Raw genomic sequence first — 23,895 nt, forward strand, 5'->3', positions numbered from 1 at the left:
CCTGCAAGGAGGCGCGCATGTTCCAAAGCTTCGAGGTCACCGCGCGGCCTGAACAAGGGCCACCCCGCCTCGCCGCCCTGCGCAAAGAGCTGACCGCCGAAGAGCTCGATGGCTTTCTGGTGCCACGCGCCGACGCCCATCAGGGCGAATACGTGGCGCCGCATGATGACCGCCTGGCATGGCTGACTGGCTTTACCGGATCCGCTGGCTTCTGCGCCGCTTTGCACAACATCGCGGGCGTGTTTGTCGACGGTCGATACCGCACCCAGGTCAAGGCACAGGTCGCGTCTGTTTTCACACCAGTGCCATGGCCTGAAATGACCCTCGGCGCATGGCTGAAGGACCAGTTGCCAGACGGCGGCACTGTCGGGTTCGATCCATGGCTGCACACGCCAGGCCAGATCAGCCAGGTGGAAGAAGCGCTTTCCGGCAGCAAGATCACGCTCAAGCCCTGTGACAATCTTGTCGACCGGATCTGGACGGATCAACCAGCGCCACCCATGAACCCGGCCAAGATACATCCCATTGAGTTTGCAGGCGAAAGCCATGCCGCGAAACGCGGAAGGCTTGCGCAGGGCCTTACCGACAATGGCCATAAGGCCGCAGCTATCACCCTGCCCGACAGCCACAATTGGCTTTTGAACATCCGAGGCTCCGATATTCCGCGCAACCCGGTCGCACACGGGTTTGCGGTGCTGCATGATACCGGCGCAGTTGACCTTTTCATGGCGCCCTCCAAGCTGACAGGCATGGATGAACACCTGGGCGACGCGGTGACCATCCACACTCCGGAAGGATTTCTCAGCTTTCTTGAAGCCCTGGAAGGGCCTGTCCTGATCGACAAACAATCCGTTCCTGTCATCGTCGCACAATCGCTGGGTGACCGTGCCAAATGGGGCGACGATCCCTGCGCTATACCGAAGGCCTGCAAGAACGAAGCCGAGATCGCAGGTTCCGCGCAGGCGCATTTGCGCGACGGTGCGGCGCTTTGTGAACTCCTGGCCTGGCTTGACGCCCAGGCCCCCGGTACAATCAGCGAGACACAGGTCGTCAGCCAGCTTGAGGCGGCCCGGCGCAAGGACAACGCGCTGCAGGACATCAGTTTTGAAACCATTGCAGGCACCGGTCCAAATGGGGCGATCATGCATTACCGCGTGACCGAGGACACTGACAGCACGCTGAAGGATGGCCATCTTCTGGTCCTTGATTCCGGTGGGCAATACCTTGACGGAACGACAGACATCACCCGAACGGTGGCCATAGGAACCCCACCTGCCGAGGCCCGCGCCGCCTTTACCCGCGTCTTGGCGGGCATGATCGCGATGAGCCGCCTGCGCTGGCCCGAAGGCATCGCTGGCTGCCATATAGAGGCAATCGGACGCATGCCCCTCTGGCTTGCCGGTCAGGACTTTGATCACGGGCTGGGTCACGGCGTGGGGGCCTATCTGAGCGTTCATGAAGGCCCGCAGCGGCTAAGCAGGATCAGCAATGTGGCGTTGAAGCCCGGCATGATCCTTTCAAACGAACCCGGCTACTACCGCGAAGGGGCATTCGGCATCCGCATTGAGAACCTGCTGGTGGTGCGCCCTGCTCCGGCTCTGCCGGGCGGTGACAATCACCGCAAGATGCTGAATTGGGAAACGCTCAGTTTTGCGCCCATCGACAAGCGCCTTATTGATCCCGCGCTGCTGGACCGTGACGCCCTGAACTGGCTCAACGCCTACCACGCTGAGGTTGCGGAAAAGATCGGCCCACGGGTATCGCCTGCCACAAAACTATGGTTGGATGCCGCAACAGCGCCGCTCTAGGCGCTACATAATAAATTGAGGGGGATAACACATGGCCAGTCACATCAAGATTACCAAGGCACCCGGCACCTGGAGCGTGCGCGCAGGCGGCGCTGTCTTGGCAGAAAGCAGCGATGCGCTTGAGCTGAGCGAAGGGGATTATGATCCGGTGATCTACTTCCCGCGCGAAGACATCGCCATGGCCTTTCTGGACAAAACCGACGCGACCAGCCGCTGCCCGCATAAGGGTGACGCCAGTTATTATTCAGTCGTCACAAAAAGCCGCACACTTGAGAATGCCGCATGGTCTTATGAAGATCCGAAGGACGCCGTGGCACAGATTAAGGACCACCTTGCGTTCTATAAGATGGAAGAGATCACCGTAGAACAGATTTAAGCGCCGCAAGGGCGCTCAAACCGCCTTACACGCCGGTCCCCCCGCTGGAACTAGCTTGCGGCTGGCGCAGAGATCGTCGCGAGCTGCACCAGCACCAAAGCATTGGTGTTGGCCAGCCATGCGTTTGCGCCGACAAGCGTGTCGATATCTGTGCCAAGAAGCAGGGCAACGACATTTCCATCATAAATCACTTCGGTGCTGGTTCCGTCCGTGGTCGCGCGGATTTCGACAATTGAATCACCATCGAATTCGCCCCCGCTTGGCGTGCCTTCAGACGGTGCGAAAACAACGTCGTCGCCATTGCGGTCAACCAGAACCAACGTATCCTCATCTGGATCGAAGTCGGTGATGACAACATTGTCTTCCGTAGGCTGATCAAGGCCCAGCACACGGAAGATGTCGTCGCCACTGCCACCGATCATTTCATCGCCATCGTTGGCGGTGATGGTATCATTCCCGTTACCGCCATCCAGCGTGTCAGGCGCACTGTCATTGTCACCCAAAGCAGAGGTCGCAGTGGCCGGATCACCAAAGCCAAAGATCCGGTCGTTGCCATCGTCGCCATTGGCCACATCGGCACCGTCCCCGGTCCGCAACACATCATTGTCGTTACCGCCGTTCAGTGTGTCGTCGCCATCGCCACCCAGAAGCGCATCGATCCCGCGACCGCCTGACAGCACGTCATTGCCGGGATCGCCGCGCATGACGTCATTGCCGTCGTTGCCTTCTAGGGCGTCGTCACCGCTGAGACCCCAAAGGGTGTCATTCCCCGCCTCCCCGTTCAGATCATCGGCGTCGGCACCCCCGATCAGGAAATCATCGCCCGCACCGCCGTTCACCGTATCGTCTGAGCCAAAGCCACGGATTTCATCGTCACCATCCAGGCCTGAAATGCGATCCGCCGCACCAGTGCCTGCAATCGTTTCATCACCTTCGGTGCCGTCCACGGGGCCCGGCAATTCTTCAACCCGGACATTTGCAAGCCAAGAGGTGTCTGCCGCAAGCGCCGCGGCATCAGTGTTTTGGAGCACCGCCAGCAGTTCATCCTCAAAAAAGAGGTTCGTATCCGTACCGTTGCTGGCCTGTGAAATACGATAGCGGTCGTCATCGGCGTCCCAACCGAGGTCTGGGCCGCTGCTGGAGGCCAACAAAAGCCTGTCCTCCGCAGGATCAAAATCCGTAACCGTCACGCCACCACCGCCGGGCTGATCGATACCGATTGACCGGATCAGGTCAGCACCTGCCCCGCCCGTTACCGTGTCACCCAGATTGCCGGTGATCGTGTCATTGCCATCGTCCCCATTCAGCAAGTCACCGGCAAGATCATCCTCGCCCGCTCCAAAACCTTCCGTTACCGGCAGGCGGTAGCCGGTGATCAGATCGTCACCACTGCCTCCAAAAACGGTATCGGCCCCATTGCCTGTCTGGATCAGATCATCGCCCGCGTTGCCGATCAGCGCATCATCACCGGCACCACCCAAAAGTGCATCATCTCCGCCGCCGCCCCGAAGCACATCATCGCCGTTATCGCCGCGCAGCGTATCATCGCTATTGCCACCGTTTATGCGATCATCGCCGTCCCGGCCCCACAGCGTGTCCTCGCCATTGTTGCCCTGCATGGAGTCGTCGCCATTTCCGCCAATCGCAAAATCATCGCCAGCGCCGCCCAAGATAGTGTCTGCTCCACCAAAGCCACGAAGTTCGTCGTCGCCCGCAAACCCGCTGATCAGATCATCGCCACCAGTACCGTTTAACGTGTCCTCGCCGTCCGTGCCGACCTGTTCAGTCGAAGACGGGGACATTGTTTCGTCATCATCGTCGTTGTCAAAAATTCGGACCAATAGACCCATCCCCAGAAGGGGAAAAACAGTAAAGGCGAGCATGGCAGCAAAGCTCCTGAAAAGTTTTTCTCCCTAAAAACAATACGATTTCGATTTTACAATACCATGTCATATATCTGGAAATCTCAGTTGATTGTTGCGCATCCGGAAACATTAATCACGCAATGGTTGCAATTACATGTCCATCTGAAACTCTTAAGAGTGTTCCTCAGCAGCGGTGGCAGCCAACGCACGGTTGTATGCTTTCAGCGCATCGACATGGAAAAGCGCGCCCATCAGCTCTGGCGGGGCATCGGCTGACAGGGTGACCACGGGGATAAATCGTGCGCCTGTGCTGTCAAAAATCGGCATCGCGGCCTCAAGCGTGGCGGTACCGTCGATGTAGGTGCCTTCATTGATCAGATCCCAGCACGCGTCTTCTTCTGCCGCGCGTGGGTCGTCTGGCCGCCGCATGATACGTGCCACCATGAACATAGCCAGCAGATAGGCCTGCGGGCCCGCGGCAAGGTGGATGCCGCGACGCTCCATCTGCGTCAGAAAGAAACTGCGGTCCACGATCCGGCTGGCCAGCGCCGTGGACATGCTGACCGTCACCATGACGGCCAGTCCCGTCTGCCAGTCCCCGGTCAATTCAAAGACAATCAACGTTGTCGAGATTGGCGCGCCCAGCACAGCGGCGGCGACCGCCCCCATCCCTGCCAGCGCATAAAGCGACGAAGACCCCGATACATCCGGGAACACGCCCGTGGCGATCAGGCCAAACCCAAGCCCCGTCAGTGCCCCCAGCATCAGCGAGGGAGAAAACACACCGCCCCCCATCCGCCCACCCAGCGTGATGGCAACCGCCGCGACCTTGAGAATGGCAAACACCACCGCCTCGTGCAGCGCCAGCTCACCGGTCAGCGCCAGCGACATCGTCTCATAGCCGACGCCGATGATATGCGGGAACCAAAGTGCGAGAATGCCCAGTAACGCACCCGCTACAGCGGGACGCAGCCAGCGCGGCCAGCCGGTCTTGGCTTGCAGATAATTTCCGAAATCCTCGGCCCAGAACATGCTCCGCATCAGCGCGACCGACACCAGACCACAGGTCAGCCCCAGCAGCAAAAAGGCAGGAAGCTCCGCATAGAATTGCAGGTCTACATATTCGGCCAGAGTGAACTCGGTGACGCCACCGAACTCAATCCGGTTGATCACCGTTCCGGCAACCGATGCGATGACAATCGGCGCAAAGGCATGCACCGCAAAGTGACGCAGCACGACCTCAAGCGCAAAGAGCGCCCCTGCGATCGGCGCGTTGAAACTGGCCGAGACAGCAGCAGCAACGGCGCAGCCCAAAAGATCACGCCCAGTAATCCCATCCGCATTGATCCGGTTGCTGACCCAGGTAGAGATCACTCCGGCGATATGAACCACCGGCCCTTCGCGGCCTGACGATCCCCCGGTACTAAGTGTGATGAGCGAGGCGAAGGCAGAGGCAATGCCTGCCCTTGTCTCGACCCGACCATCATGCAGCGCAGCGCCCAGGATCACATCCCCCACTGAACGCGCCCGCGCATCATTGGTGAAATGATGCAGGATTAACCCAACGATCAGGCCGCCAACGGTCGGGATCAGCACCACCCAGTACCAATTCAGCCCGCTGATGAAACTATGCAGATACTGGACGTCCTCGGTGCCATAAAACGCCGCCTGTAACCAGTTGATCCCTTTGCGGAACAACAGTGCTGCAAAGCCCGCCGCGATGCCGATCAGCAGAGCGATGAACCAGAAGGTGATCTTGCCCGGACCGCGCGTGCGGATCACCTGCCAGCCCTGCTTGCAAGAGGTCACCGCCATGCTCAGTTGTTGCGAGAGGAAAGAAGGGCTTGGTTCGCTCATGCTATGCGCTGCCCCCTCTCATCAGCCTGCCAGCAACGCTTCGGCCGCCGCGCGCGCCGCATCTGTGACTTGGTCACCCGATAACATCCGCGCGACTTCGTCCACCCTTTCAAGGGGCGACAGCGGCACCACGGTCGAGGTCGTCATGCCTTTCGAGACCGCCTTTTCCACCCGCCAGTGGTGCGCACCAAGGGCGGCCACCTGAGGTGAATGCGTCACAACCAGCACCTGCCCTTCGGCGGCCAGTGCAGACAGCCTGCGTCCGACCGCATCGGCAGTCGCACCACCGACGCCCCGGTCGATTTCGTCAAAGATCAGCGTCAGCCCCGACTGCCCCTGCGTGAGGCACACCTTCAGCGCCAAGAGGAACCGGCTCAGTTCACCACCCGAAGCAATCTTGCCCAAAGGCCCGGCAGGCGCGCCGGGGTTCGTGGCTACGGAAAAACTCACTGCGTCCTGCCCTTCCGGTCCCTGCGTATCTGGCTCAATCTGCGTCTCGAAGACAGCCCGCTCCATCTTGAGCGGGGCAAGTTCCGCTGAAACGGCCTTGTCCAGCTTGCCTGCTGCCTTGCGCCGCGCGGCGCTCAGCGCGTCCGCTGCTGACCGATAGGCTGCCTCAGCATCCTTGACCGCCTTCTCCAAGCCAGCCTGCGCGGCCTCGCCCGCATCCAGCGCATCCAGCTTGGCCCGCAGCGTGTCGGCAAAGCCAGCCAGATCATCGGGGGCGACGTCGTGTTTGCGTGCCAAGGCCCGGATCGCAAAAAGCCGCTCTTCTGTCTCTTCCAGTTCCAGCGGATTAAAGGACATCGCATCGATCGCATTCGCCACGCCCGACATCGCCTCGTCCAGTTCCACCATCGCCCGGTTCAGCGCGGCCATCGGGGCTTCCAATGCCCCCTCGGCCCGCGCCGCCGCGCCATCCAACCAGCGCAGCGCATCGCCCAACTGCCGCTCCGCCCCATTCTGGCCCATGATTTCGTAGGCGTTGACCACATCGGCGCGGATTTTCTCGGCGCCCTGCATCAGCCGCCGCTTGGTATCAAGCGTGGCTTCCTCGCCTTCCTGCGGATCGAGCTTGTCCAGTTCCGCGACAGCGTGGCGCAAAAACTCTTCCTCTGCCTGAATGGCAGCCCGTTCTTCCGCCGCCACAGCAGCCGCCTTGCGCGCCGCGCCCAGATCAGACCACGCCTTGCGCACCTTGGCCAAGGCAGGCCCATTGCCCGCATAATCATCCAGTATCGCCCGATGCCCGCGCGGATTGAGCAGGCCACGGTCATCGTGCTGGCCGTGCAACTCTACCAGTGTCTCAGAAAGCGCGCGCAACGCCTCGCCCGAGCAACGCCTGTCATTGACCCAAGCCGTCTTGCGCCCGTCCGAAGTATTGATACGCCGCAGGATCAATTCATCTCCACCGGGAAGACCTGCTTCTTCGAGCACGGCATGCGCCGGATGCCCTTCGGGCAGATCGAACCAAGCGGTGACTTCGCCCTGTGCCGCCCCCTGACGGACCAGATCGGCGCGCCCGCGCCAGCCCAGTACGAATCCCAGCGAATCCAACAGGATCGACTTGCCTGCCCCGGTCTCTCCGGTCAGCACGTTAAGACCGGGCTGAAAGCCAAGCTCCAGCCGGTCGATGATCAGCATGTCGGAAATGTCTAGCCCGCGCAGCATCAAATCAGCCCGTTTGGAGGGGCGCCGCCCCTCCGTTTACAACCACTCGCCCTTGATCGTCTGGCGGTAAATCGCACCCAGCCAGTTGTCCTTGAAGAACGCAGGCTCCAGCCCCTGCCCGGTAAGCAGCTTGTAGCTGTCCTCGTACCATTCGGTCGACTGGAAGTTATGGCCCAAAATGGCCCCCGCTGTCTGCGCCTCGTGGTTGAGACCGAGGCTCAGGTATGCCTCGACCAGCCGATGCAACGCTTCAGCCGTGTGCGTTGTTGTCTGGAAATCCTCGACCACCACGCGGAAGCGGTTGATGGCGGCGGTGTAGTGATCGCGGCGCAAGTAGTACCGCCCGATCTCCATCTCCTTGCCTGCCAGATGATCAAAGGCGAGATCAAACTTCAAAATCGCGGAATTCGCATATTCGCTGTCAGGATATACTTCGATTACCGTGCGCAGGGATTGCAGCGCCTGAAAGGTCAGGCCCTGATCCCGGCCCACTTCGTCAATCTGGTCGTAATAGCTGAGCGCCAGCAGATACTGTGCATAGGCGGCATCATCGTCATCGGGGTAGAAATCAATGAACCGTTGCGCAGCGGAGCGGGAGTTGGGGTAATCCTTGTCCCGGTGGTAGCTGAACGCCTGCATGATCAACGCACGCCGCGCCCAGTCCGAATAGGGATAAAGCCGCTCAATTTCCGAGAAATAGAACGCAGCCTCGCCGGGTTGGCGGCGGTTCAGTTCATATTCGCCCCGTTCAAAAATCTGTTCGGCAGAGTAGGTCTCAAGCGGGATTTCCTGCGGATTGAAAAAACTGCCACCGACGCGACCTGTATTGCGGTTGCCGCCACAAGCGGCCACGGTCGAGACCAAAAGCACTGCGGCAATGATCCGTGTCACGGTCCCTTTCCTGCTCATGCCTGTACCTTTTGCATCTTCACACCCATGGCCTTTTCGACCCTTCTTGGCAGCCTTGCTAGCACAATAATCTGCAATGCAAAACGCCGATTGCACCGCTTCAAACCCATGCTATCGCAATTGCGATAGAAGTGCCGCCTGCGGTTGGCCCGTTTGCAAGGAATACAATGGTGTGAAATGGTGTTCAATGGCTGGACCGGACTGATTGCGCCGCCCGGCATCGCGGAATTACGCGACCTGAGGGATCTCGTCCCAGACCAGACCGTATCCCGGCAGACGCCGCGCCATGAAAGGGTTGCACTCTACCAAGCGGACAGCACCGGGTGTTGCAAACAGCTTGCGCAGCAATTTGTTTGTCAACGAATGCCCTGCCCGATGTCCGGTGTAATGGCCCAAAAGCGGTGCACCCGCCAATGCCAGATCACCCAGCGCATCCAGCATCTTGTGACGCACAGGCTCATCCGCGTGGCGCAGACCGCCTGGGCTGACCACACGGTCACCATCGAAAACCACCGCGTTCTCGCCCGAATTACCACCCAGCGCCAGACCATTTGCCTGCATCGCGTCCACATCCGCCTGACGGCAGAACGTGCGGCTGTCGCAAAGTTCGCGTGCGAATGACCCGTTGTTCATAACCAGAGATTTCTTCTGGTTACCAATCGCGGCATCGACGAAATCAATCTCGAAATCGATCCGCAGCGTGTCAGAGGGCGACAGCGTTGCGGTTGCATCGCCTTCGGTTACCGTCACTGTCTTGAGCACTTCGAATGCCATAACGGGTTCCGACAATGATCTGATCCCGCGCTGCATGAACCCGCGCACAAATGGCACAGCCGATCCATCAAGGATTGGCACTTCCGGTCCGTCGATCTCGATCAGCGCGTTGTGGATGCCGCAGCCTGCAAGGGCGGCCATCAGATGTTCCACAGTCGAAACAGACAGGCCCGATGCGTTTTCAAGCTTTGTGCAAAGCGGGGAACGGTTAACCGCATCCCAGCGGGCCGGGATCAGATGATCGCCTTCTGTTACGTCTGTCCGGGAAAACCATATTCCATGATGTACACTCGCCGGCCGAATAGTAACCGTCGCAGGTGCGCCGGAATGCAGGCCCTTGCCGCCGAATGAGATCGGGGATTTGATGGTGGTCTGCACGGATTTCGTCCTCAATCTCATAGATCACTGTCTAGGTTAGCATCGAAATAGGTGGCGGGGCCGCAATGCTCAACTCAATCTTTGTAACCGACTGAAACATGTGCGTAACAAATGGGCGCAAAGGCGCTGACAACTGATCAAGCCTATGTTTTCAAATGAAAAAGGGCCGCCCGCAGGCGACCCGTTTTGTCACATAAGTGAGTAGATCAGTTCGCTTGACGGCGCAGGAATGCAGGAATCTCGATGCGCTCCTGATCCGGATCGTGCTCTTGCGCAGGCTGTGGTGCAGCCGCCACGCGGGGCTGTTGCTGCTGTACAGGCGGCTGCTGCCGCGCAGGGCGTTGCTGCGGCTGCGCGTCACTTTCAGCGTGACCAGTCATGCGATTGATCAGCGAATTGATGCCAAAGCGGGGCTTCTCCGCAGCAGTCTGACCGGACGGTGCAGATTGCTGGGTGGGCGCTGCGGCCGGACGCGTCTGAGCGGTCTGCTCCGGAGCGGCCTTCTGCGCTGCCGCGCGGAGGCGGGCCAGCGCTTCTGGCGAAGGTGTGCCCGGCGCGGGGGCACGCGGCGCAACAAATGTCTCTGGCTCTGCTTCGATGTCATCCTCATTGCGCGGCTCAAAAGCGGCAACCTGTGGCTGATATGCGGGCGGTGGCAGATCGTCGGCCTCTGCCGCATCATCGGCGAAAATATCCTCTGCCTGCTCCTGCTCCGCCGCGCGCTGCACATCCAGTTCTTCGAACAATGGTGCTTGCTCTGCGTCAGACGCGCTCTCCGATGCGGCGACGGCGGCTGCCACCGCTGCTTCTTCAGGCTTTTCTTCCGAACCCGTCTGCTGCTTGAGAGGCTGGCTCATGGAACGGCGTGGGACCGGCATTTCGGTGTTCACATCCGTGGCGTCGATACCTGTTGCCACAACGCTGACGCGCATCAATCCGCCCAGACCTTCGTCCAGCGTGGAGCCAACGATGATGTTCGCCTCTGGATCGACTTCCTCGCGAATGCGGTTGGCGGCTTCGTCCAGTTCGAACAAGGTCAGATCGTTGCCACCGGTGATATTGATCAGGACGCCCTTCGCGCCGCGCAGGCTGATTTCGTCCAGCAGCGGGTTTGCAATGGCCTTTTCGGCGGCCTGAATGGCGCGATCTTCTCCGTCCGCTTCGCCTGTGCCCATCATCGCCTTGCCCATCTCGTCCATCACGGCACGGACATCGGCAAAGTCGAGGTTGATCAGGCCTGGACGTACCATCAGGTCGGTCACACCCTTCACACCCTGATAAAGAACATCGTCCGCCATCGAGAAGGCTTCGGTGAAGGTAGTTTTCTCATTCGCCAGACGGAACAGGTTCTGGTTCGGAATGATGATCAGCGTATCGACAACCTTTTGCAGCGCCTCGACGCCGTCTTCGGCCTGACGCATCCGCTTGGCGCCCTCAAACTGGAATGGTTTGGTGACGACGCCCACAGTCAGAACGCCCAGTTCACGGGCGGCCTGCGCGATGATCGGCGCAGCCCCGGTGCCTGTGCCACCGCCCATACCAGCGGTGATAAAGCACATATGCGCGCCCGCCAGATGATCGACGATCTGTTCAATTGATTCTTCAGCGGCGGCGGCCCCAACAGAGGCCCGCGCGCCTGCGCCCAGACCCTCTGTCACCTTGATGCCAAGCTGGACACGGTTCTCAGATTTCGCCTGCTGCAGTGCCTGGGCGTCGGTATTGGCCACGACGAATTCAACGCCATCCAGTTGTTTTTCGATCATATTATTGACCGCGTTACCGCCAGCGCCGCCTACACCGAAAACGGTGATCCGTGGCTTTAGGTCTTCCTGACCGGGCATCGAAAGATTGAGTGTCATGTGCTGTCCGCCTGTTGTTTTAGCCCACGTCCCATGAGCGCTTTGCCGTCACGAGTTTTTGCAACATTAGCGGTCCAAGGCCGCAACGTCACCCTAAAATCAGCAATTAGGCACCAAATATGGGCATATTTTTGCCCAATTCTCGCCCATATTGCCAGAAGCCACTCCATATTGTGCTCACCAGTTATCCCGAAACCATTTCACCGCACGACGGAGTGAACGCGCGGGGTATTTTTCGGCCGGAATTTCAAAGTCCCACCATTCGTCTTGTGGGTGTGCGGCAAATAGCGATAGACCGACTGCGGAGGCAAAGCCTGGCCCCGTCGCTGCCTGTGGCAGCCCATGGACGCGCAAGGGCCGGCCCAGCCGCACCTGTTGCCCCAGTATCTTGCTGGCCAATCCATCCAGTCCCGGTATCTGACTGCCGCCGCCGGTCAGCACGATTTGCTGACTTGGCAGATGGCCAAAGCCCGCTGCTTCCAGCCGCACGCGCACTTCTTCCAGAATTTCCTCAACCCTCGGTCGCATGATCCCGATCAGCTCCGCCCGGCTTGCCGTGCGGCGGTCATGCTCAAAATCACCGGTATCGCCGCCGATCTCGATCATTTCGCGATCATCCATACCGGTGGCATGGACCCCGCCATAAAATGTCTTGATCCGCTCCGCATTCGTCGTGGGCACCTGCAGCCCCATCGAGATATCCTGGGTCACATGATCGCCACCCATGCGCACGGTATCTGCGTAGATCATGTGTTTCTTCATAAAGATCGACACGCCCGTGGCCCCGCCACCCATGTCGATACAGGCCGCGCCCAGTTCCTGCTCATCCTCAACCAGCGACGCGATGCCCGACACATAGGCCGATGACGCAATCCCGGCGAGTTCCAGATCACAGCGTTTGATACAATGCGCCAGATGCTGCACAGCGGCGGCATCCACCGTCAGCATATGCATGTCCACGGCCAGCGACTGTCCGATCTGACCGCGCGGGTCACTGAGACCAGAACGATGATCCAGGGCAAAATTCACCGGCTGGGCGTGCAGTACCTCGCGCCCCTCACCGTATTCGGGCACATCACAGCTGGCCAGAACGCGGGCGACGTCGTCTTCGGTTACGCTCTCGCCGTCCAACTCGATCTGCGCATCCAAGCCATAGCTGCGCGGCTCTGCTCCGGAAAAACAGGCGATCACATGATCGACGCGGATGCCCGCCATCTTCTGTGCGGCTTGCAGGGCTGTTCGGATGGCGCGCTCGGTCTCGCCCATGGCGCAAATCTCGCCGAACTTGACACCGCGGGAACGCGTGGTAGCGGCGCCAATCACTCGGAAGCCAGACTGCCCCGCGAGCGATCCAACAGTGCCGTCATCGTTCAGCTTGTCAGCCCCGTCAAAACGCAAAACAAGACAGGCGATCTTAGAACTGCCCACATCCAGAATCGCCACAACGCCCCGTTGCATCGCGATCTTGCGCATGTTGCGCATGGACCGCTGGCTTTCATAAAGGTCGTTCATCTCTTAGCTGCCTCTTTGTTCCGGTTCTTTACTGACCGGACTCTTTTTTGATTTGCCACCATGCCTGTGTGGCGTCTTGCGTCATTCTGACGGTCGGCCTTTTGCTTAGCCGCATGTCCACCCGTGCGACATCACGGGTCAGTACTTCCTGTGCGCGCTCTAGTGCGATGACGCGCTCTAGCGCTTGAAGCGCACCTTTCTCCGGCAACATGATGCGCTGATCCCGGTCCAGCACCACGTCCCAGCGGCGATTGCCCATGCGTACGACGCCGCGCACGCGGTTGCCCAGTGCCGCAGACGCACGGATGAGCCTCAAGGCTTCGGGCACATGACGTGCCGCGCCTTCGCCGGCAAGAAGCGGCAGTTGCGGATATTCCGCCCGCGCACCCACTGCCGCGACATAGGCACCGCCCTCATCCACCAAGGCCAAACCATCGGCGTTGCGCCAGATTGCAACGGGAATGCGCGGTATGACGTCAACCTGCAAAACACCGCCCGGGCGGATGCGCACGCTGGCCGTCTTCACACCGTTGAGCGCGGTAATCTGACGCCGCAACTCAGGCAAATCCAGATCGAAAGAGCTTTGCGGGAACTCGAATGGCATCACCGCGCGGATATCGGCAGCCAATTGACCGGACGCGCCGTCAACCGCCATCAGCTTGACCATGAATTCAGGACGCTCTTCGATGCTGGCGCGTGCATCGGCAACCGCTTGTGTGATCGCGTTGCGACGTTCCTCGTCCGACAGATAAATCGTCCCGGCCATCAATGTAATGCAGAATGGAACCCCAGCCCGCAACGCCATCCGGAATCCCGGCGTCAGCATCAGTCTTTGCATCCGCCACGCCCAGCGCGACGGCGCCGGATCCACCTTGGATGGCTTGCGGCGGATCAGCGATCGCATGACGCGTCCTCCACCATCCACGCGCAGAAATCAGGGAAGGAAATCCCGCAATAGGCACCCTGCTCAGGCGCCAGAGACGTCGAAGTCATGCCGGGCTGCGTGTTCGTCTCCAAAAGCACGAGGCCCGCTGCGCCCCGCGCCTCATCCCAGCGGAAATCAGTGCGGCTGACACCACGGCAGCCCAAAGCGCGATGTGCTCGCAAAGCGTATTCCATGCACAGATCGAGAATTTCCTGAGGCACTTCAGCGGGCACAACATGCGATGACCCGCCTTCCTTGTACTTCGCGTCGTAATCGTACCAACCGGTCGTAATGATATCCGTTACCGTCAACGCGCGGTCGCCCATGACAGTCGTGGTCAGTTCCCGGCCCGGCGCATAGGCCTCGACCATGACTTCGTCCGGCATGCCCTGATCCAGCTGTGGTGGACCATTATTCTCTTTGCTGACCAGATAAACGCCAACCGAAGAACCTTCGTTGTTGGGCTTCACCACATAGGGTGGCGGCATCACATGCCCTGCCCGCACGTCATCTGCCTTGGCGATGATGCTGTCGACCACGGGCAAACCATGCGCGCGGTAGACATCCTTGGTCCGCTGCTTGTCCATTGCAAGCGCCGAGGCCAGCACGCCCGAGTGCGAATAGGGCAATCCCATCCACTCGAATATGCCCTGCACGCAGCCATCCTCGCCCCAGCGACCGTGCAGGCAGTTCAGAATGGCGTCAGGCTTGAGGTCTGTCAAAACAGCACAAAGGTCGCGGCCGGCATCGACCTCGACCACGTTGTAGTCCTTTTCCCGCAATGCGGCTGCGCATGCGCGCCCTGTATCCAGTGACACCTCGCGCTCAGCCGAGGGGCCACCCATTACTACCGCCACTGTCGGGGTTGTCCTGCTCGACGTACCCACGATTTGTTGCCTTATGTCCCGAGCCTTTTGCGGCTCTTGTTATTTGGTCCGTTGCCGTTTTTCCGGCTTATGCCCCTGCGGTGGGATCGTTTGAATATTCGCCCACCCGCATGATTTCCCACTCTAGAGTAATCCCTTGGGAATCGTAAACCTTTTTTCGCACCTCTTCGCCCAATCCTTCAAGGTCCGCAGCCGTCGCATTGCCCGTGTTGATCAGGAAATTTGAATGCTTGGGCGACATCTGCGCCCCGCCCCGCATGGCCCCGCGCATGCCTGCGTTGTCGATGACCTTCCATGCCTTGAGGTCATGCACATCATCGGCCTGTCCAGTAGATGAAAACCCCGCAGGATTCCGGAAAGTGCTTCCCGCACTTCGATCCTTGGTCGGCTGTGTCTCGTCTCGCTTGGCCAGTTGAGACGCCATCCGGTCATGCAGGTCTTGTGGCTCTGCTCTTGGTGGCGCAAAGGTGGCCGAAATGATGACAGCTTCGTCCGCCAAGTCACTCTGACGATAGCGAAAATTCAAATCCTCCGCAGTCAGTGTAACCAGCGACCCATCGCGCAAGACCGCCTCGGCCGACACGAAATGATCCGCCGTATAGCTGCCATAGCAGCCCGCATTCATCCGCACCGCACCGCCAATACTGCCCGGAATCGTGCGCAAAAAGGTCAGGTCCAGCCCCGCATCCGCAGCCTTGCGCGCCACATGCGCATCCAGCGCTGCTGCCCCGGCGGTCACGCGGTCACCGTCAATCTCAATCCCATTAAAGCCACGCCCCAACCGGATCACCACCGCACGCAAACCGCCATCGCGCACGATCAGGTTGCTGCCGACACCCATGGGAAACACCGCCACTTTTTCCGGCAGATCGCGCAAGAACCCGCGCAGATCGTCAAGATCAGCCGGTTGGAAGAAGACGTCGGCAGGGCCACCGACCCGCAACCACGTCAAATCATTCAAGGCACGCTGCAGTGTCAGCTTGCCGCGTACGTGAGGAAGGGTCAGATCGTTCATGACTGCCGCCTACTATGAGATGGCAAAGCCGTCAAACCCCGCCTTAGAGGATACGGCTGTCCTGCCAGGCGCGGCGGATGCGCGCCGCGAACCAGCCGATGCCGAACGCGCAGACCGCGTAGAGCGACGCCGCCCCCTGCGCGATCAGGGCGTTCATCTCGAACGGATGCGCCTGCAAGCCGTAAACCATCCACGCCATGTTCAGCGTCAACCCGGCCAGCAAGACCCCCAGAAAGCCCACAAAACGTCCGCGATATCCGCAGAGCGTGCATGCTGCCATCCACAAAAGCAGTATCGTGACCAACAGGACCAAGGTCATGTTCATTCAGCCGGGCCTCTGAATTGCCCCGCGCTCTTGCGCAGCCAGCGCCCGAAATAAATCACCGGCCAGCGCAGGATCGAACACCCCGCCGCCAGCACCAGGAGGCCGATCCATGGCCCATGCTGTACCGTGACATACCCAACCAACGGAATGCCGATGCCGATCAGGATATAGGCGTTGCGCCAGTGTTGATCCTTGCTGGGCATCATGGCCAGAACGTTGGCAATGACGGCCCAGAGACAGGCAAGTGTAAGCGACAGGCTCATTCAGGCAACTCCGGGTTCTGTCCGCGCAATTTTGCGAGGATGAAGAGCAAAGGATTGCGGAACATCGACACGAATGCGGCCAGCCCCAAAAGTGCCGCTATCCACCCCACCTGCTGACCGATCATGATAATCAGGACAGGGGCGGCCAAAAGCAGGATCACGCCAGGGATGTACTGATGGCGCATGGGCAGCATGGCGACGGCCACCGAGGCGAAAACCCATATGACACAAAGCCACAAAAGCATCATATCGCCCACTCCTTAACTCGGTCGCATTCTCCAGCATATGCGACCTGATTATGCCGGGCATTTCTTGTCAAGCCGCAGCCCCCTTTAACGCCTGCAGCTTTTCCGGCAGGGCATTTGCCCATGTGCTGATCGTGCCTGCACCCAGACAAACAACCATATCCCCCGGACCCGCCTGTTCCCGCACCAGCCGGGCCAGATCATCCTCAGACGTGACCGCCCGCGCATGTCTGTGGCCGTGTCGGATCAGTCCTGCCACCAGATCGTCGCGTGAGGCGCCGGGAATGGGGTCTTCTCCAGCGGCAAAGACCTCTGCGATTCCGACAACATCCGCATCGTTGAAACAGGCACAGAATTCATCGAAATGATGGCTCAACCGCGTGTAGCGATGCGGCTGGTGCACCGCGATCACACGTCCCTCTGTCGCTTGCCGCGCGGCTTTCAGCACGGCTGCAATCTCCACCGGGTGATGTCCGTAGTCGTCTATGATCGTCACGCCATCAACTTCGCCCACCTTCGTAAAGCGGCGGTTCACCCCGCCAAAGGCTGCAAGTGCCGTGCGGATTTCATCCAGCTTCATGCCCAGATGCCGTGCGACGGCCACGGCGGACAGCGCGTTGGACACGTTGTGATCCCCCGGCATGGGCAAAGCGCAGCCCTCGATCACCTTGCCTTCGGCCTGCAGTTGGATGTCGAAATGCGCGACCCCGTTCTTGTAATGCAGGTTGGTCGCCCGCACGTCCGCCTGCGCGTTGAAACCGTAAGTCACCACGCGCCGGTCCGTGATCTTGCCGACCAGCGCCTGCACCTCAGGATGATCGGTGCAGCACACCGCCAGCCCGTAGAACGGGATGTTGGACACGAAATCGAGGAACCCCTTGCGAAGGGTATCGAAATCGCCCCAGTGCTCCATGTGTTCGGGATCGATGTTGGTCACGATGGCGATGGTCGCGGGCAAACGGTTGAAGGTGCCGTCGCTCTCGTCGGCCTCGACCACCATCCATTCTCCCTGCCCCATCCGCGCGTTGGAGCCGTACGCATGGATGATCCCGCCGTTCACAACCGTAGGGTCGATCCCACCTGCCACCAGCAATTCCGCAACCAGCGTTGTCGTCGTCGTCTTGCCATGCGTACCCGCCACGGCAATGTTGGACTTAAGCCGCATCAGTTCCGCCAGCATCTCGGCCCGCCGCACGATGGGCAGGCCCGCAACACGCGCGGCATCCAGTTCCGGGTTACCGGGTTTGATCGCCGATGAAATGACCACGACCTCGGCGTTCTCAATGTTCTCGGGCTTTTGCCCTTCAAAGATCGTCGCCCCAAGGCTGGCCAGCCTATCCGTGATCTTGGATGACTTCAGGTCGGAGCCCTGAACGGTGTAGCCATGGTTCAGCAGCACTTCGGCAATCCCCGACATCCCGATCCCGCCAATCCCGACAAAATGGATCGGACCCACATCCGTGGGCAGTTTTGTGGCCGCTGCGTTCATGACTTCGTTCCTTTGTGTGCCAGATCTTCTACCATGGCGGCCAGGTTTTCGGCAGCCTCGGGTTTGCCCACGGACAGGGCAGCGAGCGCCATCTGCAACGCCCCGGCCGGGTTGTCCAGCACGCTTTTGATCTGTTCGGTCATGCTTTCGGTGCTGGCGGCAGATTCCGGTACCATGATGGCCGCCCCCGCATCAACCAGCCCGCGTGCATTCGCCGTCTGATGATCACCGGTTGCAGCAGCGAAAGGTATCAGGATCGACGGCCGTCCGATGACAGAGATATCTGCCACGCTTGACGCACCCGCCCGGCTGATCACCAGCTGCGCTTCGGACATGCGTCGCGGCACGTCATCAAAGAAGGGCTGCACATCCGCGTCGATGCCTTGCTCTGCATAATACCCCGCGACCCGGTCGTGATCTTCAGCCCGCGCCTGATGGCTGACCCGCACGTTGCGCAGCATCTCCATCGGCAGACCCGCAATGGCGGGCGGTACCACATCGCTCAGAATCCGCGCGCCCTGAGAGCCGCCCATCACCAGCAACTGCATGGGATAGTCTCCCGGCGGGATATATCCAGCGCCTGCGCGTTCCAGAACGGATGCGCGTACCGGATTGCCCGTATGCACGCCCTCAACACCCTCGGGCAGTGTCGTGGGCCAGGTGCCGCAGGCCACCGCATCCACACGTTTTGAAAAAAGCTCGTTCACGCGACCCAGAACACCGTTCTGCTCGTGAATCATGCGTGGCACGCGCAGCAGTGTCGCCGCACCAAGCGCCGGGATCGACGGATACCCGCCAAACCCCACAACAACGCTGGGCTTGTCACGCATCATGCGCCACGTTGCACCCAAAATGCCCGCTCCAATGCGCAAAGGCACCAGCGCCTTGGCAGCCAAACCACCACGCGCGAAGGTGGCAGAGCTGACCTCGACAATCTCAACCTCTTCGGGAAAGCCGCCGGTATAGCGGGCACCGCGCGCATCCGTACTCAGCCGCACCCGCCAGCCTCGTCTCAGCATCACTTCGGCCAGCGCCTGCGCGGGGAACATGTGCCCGCCCGTGCCGCCCGCCGCGATAATCAAAAGAGGCGTGCTCACCGGGTCCGGCCCCTTCCCAGAATATCAGATATCTCACCCTGTGGCCGCGTCCGCGTGAAAGCCAGCAACATGCCAACGGCAATTCCCGATGCAATAACGGAAGACCCTCCATAGCTGACGAAAGGCAATGTCATCCCCTTGGCGGGCAGCAGCCGCACGGCAACGCCCATGTTGATCATTGCCTGTACACCGAACATGCAGGCCAGACCCGTGCCAGCAAGGCGGATAAACGGATCACGCTCGCGCACCAAGCGCAACAGCGACCGCACCACAACCCCGGTATAGAGCGCGATGATACACAGCACGAGGACAAGCCCGTATTCTTCGGCAGCCACCGCAATGATGAAATCCGTATGCGCATCAGGCAGTGACCATTTAACCTCGCCCTCGCCCACGCCTACGCCAAACAATCCACCCTCCCGGATCGCGTTCGTCGCATAGCCAAGCTGTGTCGTCGGATCGACCTCTGGACTGAGAAACCCATCAATCCGACGGGCGAAGTGTTCGGAATTGGAATAGGCCACGGTTCCTGCCATCACGACCAATGCCGCCATGCCCACCAGCAGCACCATCGGTGCACCGGCTACAAAATACATCACGCCCCAACCAAAAAGGACAAGGCAGGCCTGCCCAAAGTCAGGTTGCAACGCCAGCATCAGCACGATGGAAATGCACAGCGCAAAAGACCACGTCTTGCCGGGTGGTCCATTGATTTCCTGGCTGGCCGCCATCATCCACGCTGCGGCGACGACAAAACCGGGCTTGAGAAACTCAGACGGCTGGATGCTGGCAAAGCCCAGCGAATACCATCGCGTCGCCCCTTTGCCGAAATCCGTCCCAAAGAACGGCAGCAAGGCAAGTGCTATGAAAGCCACGATAAATCCCAGCACCGCCAGACGTCGCACCACAACCGGTGACATCATCGACGTCAGAACCATCGCAATGATGGCAAGACCGCCGAAAACAGCCTGACGCTGAACGTAGTGAAAGGGCTCAAACCCGTTGCGTTCGGCCAAAGGAACCGACGCCGCAAACCCCAGCAACAGTCCGATACCAAACAGCATCAGAACGCAGGACATTGCCCAGCGGTCCACCGTTCGCCACCATTTTGGAAGAATGGGTTCACCGTCCTGAATATGAACGGTGCCATGCGCCATCGCCGTCATGACTGTCTGCCTTACACTGCCTGTGATGCCCGTTCGGGCGCCCCATTCTTGGGGTCTATCCGCGCACCTTAACCGGATTCAAAGCAGCAGGCTAGGACTTTTCCACCGCAAGGCTCAACCTGCGGTGGCGTCGTCCGAGGCGTTTCAGGCGGCCCGGTGGGTGCCGCGCACAGGGTAGTCGTTGGCACGTATAAACTTGATGCCATTCGCAAGGCTCTCCAGATCAGGCCGCGCGAAAGGCGCGTTCGAAATGTCGAGGATCTGGATATTCCCCTCTGCGTTGATGACGAACACACCCGGCTCCGGGAACGGACGGTCGGTTTCCTGCGCGCTGCGCGGGTCTGAAATATAGAGACCCAGCGCCCGCATCTGGTCAATGCTCAGGCCAAACGCAACCGTCAGGCCCAGCTCCTTTTCCTCGACCATCGCCTGCGCCTTGGCTTGCGGATCGCCAGAAACCGCCACCACGTCCACGCCAAGCCCGTTGAATGTCTCAACCATTTCATCAAGTTGGGCGAGGTACTTTTTGCACAGCGGACAATGCACACCACGGTAGACCACCACCATCTGCCAGTCGTGCCCGCCCTGTGGAACACCCAGCGTCAACCTGTCACCGCCCAGCACGCCAACATCCTGTTTCGGAAACGTCGATCCCGCCACCAATCCCGCCATACCGTGATCCCCTTGTTCAATAGTGTTGGTGGCACAGGTGCATGCGCATGCCGCACGCCGCAAGTGACCTCACGCCAACTTGACCGCGGGGCGCATTCCGGGCAAGTGCGGCCACATGCAGTTCGACACCGTAATCATTGGCGCAGGCGCCGCCGGCATGATGTGCGCCGCCCATGTGGGCGGCCGCGTCCTGATCGTCGATCACGCCAAGGCACCGGGCGAGAAAATCCGCATCTCGGGCGGGGGACGGTGCAACTTCACCAACATGTATTGTGCGCCCGACAGCTTTCTCAGCCAGAACCCGCATTTTGCGAAATCCGCGCTGGCGCGGTACACGCAGTGGGATTTCATCGAGCTGGTGGATCGTCACGGCATCCCTTGGCACGAGAAAACCCTGGGCCAGCTTTTCTGCGATCATTCGGCGAAAGATATCATCGAGATGCTGCGCGGCCTGATGCAGGCGGCTGGTGTCGAGCTACGCCTGCAAAGCAGCGTCAGTAATATTGAACAGCACGACGATCACTTCAGCCTTACGCTGCAGACGCCTGATAGACAGGCACAAATCAAAGCGCGTCACCTTGTCATCGCGACGGGCGGAAAATCCATCCCCAAGATGGGGGCAACCGGTTTTGCCTACGACATTGCCCGGCAATTTGGCCTGCCCGTGACAGACACGCGGCCCGCGCTGGTGCCCTTCACCTTCGCCGAACGACGCTTTGCCGAAATCTCTGGTGTCTCCACCCCAGCCCGCGTCACCGCAGGCGGCACAAGTTTTGACGAGGCGCTGCTGTTTACTCATCGCGGCCTGTCAGGCCCTGCGGTGTTGCAGGCGTCCTCCTATTGGCGTGAAGGGGACCCGATCACGGTCAATCTGATCCCGGCAAACGACCTCTTTGACAACTTGCGCGCCCAACGACAAATATCGGGCCGCAAGAATCTGACGACCGAACTGGCTCAGCACCTGCCCGCCCGCCTTGTCGATCACCTTAGCACCCAGATGGAGCTGTCCGGCAACCTTGCCGATTGGTCGGATGCCCGGCTGTCGGATCTTGCTCAGGCCCTTGCCGCCTGGGAACTGTCGCCATCAGGCACCGAAGGCTACCGCACGGCCGAAGTTACCTTGGGCGGCATCGACACCGATGCGCTCTCTTCCAGCACGATGATGGCCAAGGATATCCCCAACCTCTTTTTCATCGGTGAAGCGGTGGACGTGACCGGATGGCTTGGCGGCTACAACTTTCAGTGGGCGTGGTCCTCGGCCATGGCCTGCGCACGGTCCATCGCAGATGGCGTCAATAAAAAGTAAATGATTTCAATATCGCAACCCATGGATTACCGACCCAGCACCGCCTCAACCTGCTCGACAAAATCCTCTCCGCGCCGTTCAAAACTGTCGTATTGATCGAAACTGGCCGCTGCAGGGGCAAGCAAGACCACATCGCCCTCCTCGGCCTCTGCCGCCGCTTTGGCCACAGCCACTTCCATGGTGCCGCATACCTCGGCCTGCACGCTGAGCTGCATGGCAAAGGCCGCAGCCTCGCGCCCGATCACATAGGCCTTGCGCACATTGGCACTTGCCTCGGCCAGCCCCGCAAGCCCGCCTTCCTTTTCCAGCCCGCCACAGATCCAGCGAATGTTCTTGAACGCCGCCAGCGCTTTGGCCGCCGAATCCACGTTCGTTGCCTTGCTGTCATTGACGAAACGCACCCCATTCGCCTCGGCGATTGTCTGGCTGCGATGCGGCAAACCGCCAAAGGAATGGAACGCCGCCTCGATCACTTTCGGGGCCAGACCCAAGGTCCGGCACGCCGCATAGGCCGCGCACGCGTTCTGATGGTTATGCGCACCGGGCAAACCCGCGACACTCCTCAGATCAATCGATCCGACCTGCTTGCCCTTGCGGTACTCCGACAAAAACCCTTTGCGCGCAAAGACCTGCCATCCCGGTCCGGTCAGCTTTTGCTCGACGGACACCCGGATGACCCTGTCATCCACCGGCCCCTGAGAAAGCTGCCCGGCAAGGAACAGCCCTTCATCCTCGTCCACCCCAATGACCGCGCGATCCGGCCCACCTTCGGCAAAAAGCCTCCGCTTGGCGGCGAAATACCCGCCCATGCCTGCATGACGGTCCAGATGATCCGGGCTCAGGTTCGTGAAGACGGCGACATCCGGCGTCAAGCTGCGTGCAAGGTCGGTCTGGTAGGAGGACAGCTCAAGCACGACCACCTCGCCATCCACCGCCGGATCCAGGTCCAGCACGCCGCGCCCGATGTTGCCCGCCAACTGGCAAGGTCGGCCCACGTGCTCAAGAATGTGGTAGATCAGCGCCGATGTCGTTGACTTGCCATTCGACCCGGTGACGGCAATCACACGGGGCGCGGTATCGAAACTGTCCCAGTCCCCTGTCGCAAAACTTTGAAAGAACAGACCAATGTCATTATCGACCGGCACGCCTGCCGCCAGTGCAAGGGCCACGACCGGATTGGGCACCGGGTAGAGATGCGGAATGCCCGGGGACACGATCAGCCGGGCAATCCCTTCCATGTGGTCCACGGTCTTGAAAGGCATGCAGACAAACCCTTCGGCCTCTGCCGCTTGCCGCGCTGCGGGATTGTCGTCCCAGCATACCGGTTCCGCCCCGCCCGCCTGCAACGCCCGCGCCGCGCTCAGACCGGACCGCCCCAGCCCCAGCACCGCAACCCGGCTGCCTTCCATCCCCTGCACTGGAATCATCGCCATACCCCTGCTACCTTCTTGCCCGCACCATGATGCGTGATCGCGCCCTTCACAAGACGGAGCCAC

The 23,895-nt window shown here is 60.2% G+C and carries 21 protein-coding genes; 3 read left to right on the forward strand and 18 right to left on the reverse strand.

Annotated features, from left to right (window positions below):
* The first annotated feature begins 17 nt into the window (after positions 1–17).
* Both GV827_RS01580 and GV827_RS01585 read left to right on the forward strand, forming a co-directional pair.
* The gene (locus GV827_RS01580; RefSeq protein WP_164351934.1) at positions 18–1,808 is read left to right on the forward strand and encodes an aminopeptidase P family protein; all 1,791 of its coding nucleotides are present in this window, start codon (positions 18–20) and stop codon (positions 1,806–1,808) included.
* Between the two features lie 31 nt (positions 1,809–1,839).
* Positions 1,840–2,184 (forward strand): DUF427 domain-containing protein, encoded by a 345-nt coding sequence (locus tag GV827_RS01585; RefSeq protein ID WP_164351935.1) that lies wholly within the window; start codon positions 1,840–1,842, stop codon positions 2,182–2,184.
* A 50-nt stretch (positions 2,185–2,234) separates the two neighbouring features.
* On the opposite strand, the gene GV827_RS01590 is transcribed toward GV827_RS01585, so the two are convergent.
* From GV827_RS01590 to GV827_RS01670, 17 genes are all read right to left on the reverse strand, one after another.
* Positions 2,235–4,067: a calcium-binding protein gene (locus GV827_RS01590; RefSeq protein ID WP_164351936.1), complete on the reverse strand. Its 1,833-nt coding sequence runs from the start codon at positions 4,065–4,067 to the stop codon at positions 2,235–2,237.
* Positions 4,068–4,220: 153 nt separating this feature from the next.
* Positions 4,221–5,864 carry a chloride channel protein gene (locus GV827_RS01595; RefSeq protein WP_408056262.1) on the reverse strand — a complete coding sequence of 548 codons (1,644 nt, stop codon included), beginning with the start codon at positions 5,862–5,864 and terminating at the stop codon, positions 4,221–4,223.
* A 63-nt stretch (positions 5,865–5,927) separates the two neighbouring features.
* Positions 5,928–7,577 (reverse strand): DNA repair protein RecN, encoded by a 1,650-nt coding sequence (gene recN, locus GV827_RS01600; RefSeq protein WP_164351938.1) that lies wholly within the window; start codon positions 7,575–7,577, stop codon positions 5,928–5,930.
* Positions 7,578–7,613: 36 nt separating this feature from the next.
* Complete coding sequence (locus tag GV827_RS01605) at positions 7,614–8,486, reverse strand: outer membrane protein assembly factor BamD (protein ID WP_164351939.1); 873 nt, start codon at positions 8,484–8,486, stop codon at positions 7,614–7,616.
* Positions 8,487–8,714: 228 nt separating this feature from the next.
* Entirely contained in the window at positions 8,715–9,638 is a 924-nt protein-coding gene (gene lpxC, locus GV827_RS01610) for a UDP-3-O-acyl-N-acetylglucosamine deacetylase (RefSeq protein WP_164351940.1), read from the reverse strand.
* A gap of 206 nt (positions 9,639–9,844) precedes the next feature.
* Positions 9,845–11,497 carry a cell division protein FtsZ gene (gene ftsZ / locus GV827_RS01615; RefSeq protein WP_164351941.1) on the reverse strand — a complete coding sequence of 551 codons (1,653 nt, stop codon included), beginning with the start codon at positions 11,495–11,497 and terminating at the stop codon, positions 9,845–9,847.
* Positions 11,498–11,674: 177 nt separating this feature from the next.
* On the reverse strand, positions 11,675–13,009 hold the full coding sequence (gene ftsA / locus GV827_RS01620; protein ID WP_164351942.1) for a cell division protein FtsA: 1,335 nt from the start codon (positions 13,007–13,009) through the stop codon (positions 11,675–11,677).
* A 28-nt stretch (positions 13,010–13,037) separates the two neighbouring features.
* Positions 13,038–13,913: a cell division protein FtsQ/DivIB gene (locus GV827_RS01625; RefSeq protein ID WP_164351943.1), complete on the reverse strand. Its 876-nt coding sequence runs from the start codon at positions 13,911–13,913 to the stop codon at positions 13,038–13,040.
* The gene (locus GV827_RS01630) at positions 13,901–14,779 is read right to left on the reverse strand and encodes a D-alanine--D-alanine ligase (RefSeq protein ID WP_204325685.1); all 879 of its coding nucleotides are present in this window, start codon (positions 14,777–14,779) and stop codon (positions 13,901–13,903) included. Before GV827_RS01630 ends, GV827_RS01625 begins: the two co-directional genes overlap by 13 nt.
* 109 nt (positions 14,780–14,888) lie before the next feature.
* Positions 14,889–15,836, reverse strand: a complete 948-nt coding sequence (gene murB, locus GV827_RS01635) for a UDP-N-acetylmuramate dehydrogenase (protein ID WP_164351945.1) — start codon at positions 15,834–15,836, stop codon at positions 14,889–14,891.
* Between the two features lie 43 nt (positions 15,837–15,879).
* The gene (locus GV827_RS01640; RefSeq protein WP_164351946.1) at positions 15,880–16,161 is read right to left on the reverse strand and encodes a hypothetical protein; all 282 of its coding nucleotides are present in this window, start codon (positions 16,159–16,161) and stop codon (positions 15,880–15,882) included.
* Positions 16,158–16,424, reverse strand: coding sequence for a DUF2484 family protein (locus GV827_RS01645; RefSeq protein WP_164351947.1), 267 nt, complete (start codon positions 16,422–16,424; stop codon positions 16,158–16,160). Before GV827_RS01645 ends, GV827_RS01640 begins: the two co-directional genes overlap by 4 nt.
* Positions 16,421–16,672 carry a DUF2484 family protein gene (locus GV827_RS01650; protein WP_164351948.1) on the reverse strand — a complete coding sequence of 84 codons (252 nt, stop codon included), beginning with the start codon at positions 16,670–16,672 and terminating at the stop codon, positions 16,421–16,423. Before GV827_RS01650 ends, GV827_RS01645 begins: the two co-directional genes overlap by 4 nt.
* Before the next feature lie 67 nt (positions 16,673–16,739).
* Complete coding sequence (gene murC, locus GV827_RS01655) at positions 16,740–18,158, reverse strand: UDP-N-acetylmuramate--L-alanine ligase (RefSeq protein ID WP_164351949.1); 1,419 nt, start codon at positions 18,156–18,158, stop codon at positions 16,740–16,742.
* Positions 18,155–19,255, reverse strand: coding sequence for a UDP-N-acetylglucosamine--N-acetylmuramyl-(pentapeptide) pyrophosphoryl-undecaprenol N-acetylglucosamine transferase (locus tag GV827_RS01660; RefSeq protein WP_164351950.1), 1,101 nt, complete (start codon positions 19,253–19,255; stop codon positions 18,155–18,157). Before GV827_RS01660 ends, murC begins: the two co-directional genes overlap by 4 nt.
* Positions 19,252–20,421: a putative lipid II flippase FtsW gene (gene ftsW, locus GV827_RS01665; RefSeq protein WP_164351951.1), complete on the reverse strand. Its 1,170-nt coding sequence runs from the start codon at positions 20,419–20,421 to the stop codon at positions 19,252–19,254. Before ftsW ends, GV827_RS01660 begins: the two co-directional genes overlap by 4 nt.
* Before the next feature lie 144 nt (positions 20,422–20,565).
* On the reverse strand, positions 20,566–21,093 hold the full coding sequence (locus GV827_RS01670) for a redoxin domain-containing protein (RefSeq protein ID WP_164351952.1): 528 nt from the start codon (positions 21,091–21,093) through the stop codon (positions 20,566–20,568).
* Positions 21,094–21,208: 115 nt separating this feature from the next.
* On the opposite strand from GV827_RS01670, the gene GV827_RS01675 reads away from it, so the two are divergent.
* Positions 21,209–22,399 carry a BaiN/RdsA family NAD(P)/FAD-dependent oxidoreductase gene (locus GV827_RS01675; RefSeq protein ID WP_164351953.1) on the forward strand — a complete coding sequence of 397 codons (1,191 nt, stop codon included), beginning with the start codon at positions 21,209–21,211 and terminating at the stop codon, positions 22,397–22,399.
* 26 nt (positions 22,400–22,425) lie between these two features.
* Here the strand turns inward: GV827_RS01675 and murD are convergent, their stop codons facing one another.
* The gene (murD, locus tag GV827_RS01680) at positions 22,426–23,826 is read right to left on the reverse strand and encodes a UDP-N-acetylmuramoyl-L-alanine--D-glutamate ligase (protein WP_164352186.1); all 1,401 of its coding nucleotides are present in this window, start codon (positions 23,824–23,826) and stop codon (positions 22,426–22,428) included.
* Between the last annotated feature and the right edge of the window lie 69 nt (positions 23,827–23,895).

It is taken from the genome of Sulfitobacter sediminilitoris, assembly GCF_010667575.1.
GTDB classification, from domain to species: domain Bacteria; phylum Pseudomonadota; class Alphaproteobacteria; order Rhodobacterales; family Rhodobacteraceae; genus Sulfitobacter; species Sulfitobacter sediminilitoris.

Excerpts from the sequence above, each read along its gene's own strand:
- GV827_RS01675 (WP_164351953.1), top strand. The coding sequence starts at position 21,209 with ATGCAGTTCGACACCGTAATCATTGGCGCAGGCGCCGCCGGCATGATG.
- murB (WP_164351945.1), bottom strand. The coding sequence starts at position 15,836 with ATGAACGATCTGACCCTTCCTCACGTACGCGGCAAGCTGACACTGCAG.
- GV827_RS01670 (WP_164351952.1), bottom strand. The coding sequence starts at position 21,093 with ATGGCGGGATTGGTGGCGGGATCGACGTTTCCGAAACAGGATGTTGGC.
- GV827_RS01630 (WP_204325685.1), bottom strand. The coding sequence starts at position 14,779 with ATGGGTGGCCCCTCGGCTGAGCGCGAGGTGTCACTGGATACAGGGCGC.
- murC (WP_164351949.1), bottom strand. The coding sequence starts at position 18,158 with ATGAACGCAGCGGCCACAAAACTGCCCACGGATGTGGGTCCGATCCAT.
- recN (WP_164351938.1), bottom strand. The coding sequence starts at position 7,577 with ATGCTGCGCGGGCTAGACATTTCCGACATGCTGATCATCGACCGGCTG.
- GV827_RS01590 (WP_164351936.1), bottom strand. The coding sequence starts at position 4,067 with ATGCTCGCCTTTACTGTTTTTCCCCTTCTGGGGATGGGTCTATTGGTC.
- GV827_RS01640 (WP_164351946.1), bottom strand. The coding sequence starts at position 16,161 with ATGAACATGACCTTGGTCCTGTTGGTCACGATACTGCTTTTGTGGATG.
- GV827_RS01585 (WP_164351935.1), top strand. The coding sequence starts at position 1,840 with ATGGCCAGTCACATCAAGATTACCAAGGCACCCGGCACCTGGAGCGTG.
- GV827_RS01645 (WP_164351947.1), bottom strand. The coding sequence starts at position 16,424 with ATGAGCCTGTCGCTTACACTTGCCTGTCTCTGGGCCGTCATTGCCAAC.
- ftsZ (WP_164351941.1), bottom strand. The coding sequence starts at position 11,497 with ATGACACTCAATCTTTCGATGCCCGGTCAGGAAGACCTAAAGCCACGG.
- murD (WP_164352186.1), bottom strand. The coding sequence starts at position 23,826 with ATGATTCCAGTGCAGGGGATGGAAGGCAGCCGGGTTGCGGTGCTGGGG.
- GV827_RS01595 (WP_408056262.1), bottom strand. The coding sequence starts at position 5,864 with ATGGCGGTGACCTCTTGCAAGCAGGGCTGGCAGGTGATCCGCACGCGC.
- GV827_RS01625 (WP_164351943.1), bottom strand. The coding sequence starts at position 13,913 with ATGCGATCGCTGATCCGCCGCAAGCCATCCAAGGTGGATCCGGCGCCG.
- GV827_RS01650 (WP_164351948.1), bottom strand. The coding sequence starts at position 16,672 with ATGATGCTTTTGTGGCTTTGTGTCATATGGGTTTTCGCCTCGGTGGCC.
- ftsW (WP_164351951.1), bottom strand. The coding sequence starts at position 20,421 with ATGACGGCGATGGCGCATGGCACCGTTCATATTCAGGACGGTGAACCC.
- GV827_RS01580 (WP_164351934.1), top strand. The coding sequence starts at position 18 with ATGTTCCAAAGCTTCGAGGTCACCGCGCGGCCTGAACAAGGGCCACCC.
- ftsA (WP_164351942.1), bottom strand. The coding sequence starts at position 13,009 with ATGAACGACCTTTATGAAAGCCAGCGGTCCATGCGCAACATGCGCAAG.
- GV827_RS01605 (WP_164351939.1), bottom strand. The coding sequence starts at position 8,486 with ATGAGCAGGAAAGGGACCGTGACACGGATCATTGCCGCAGTGCTTTTG.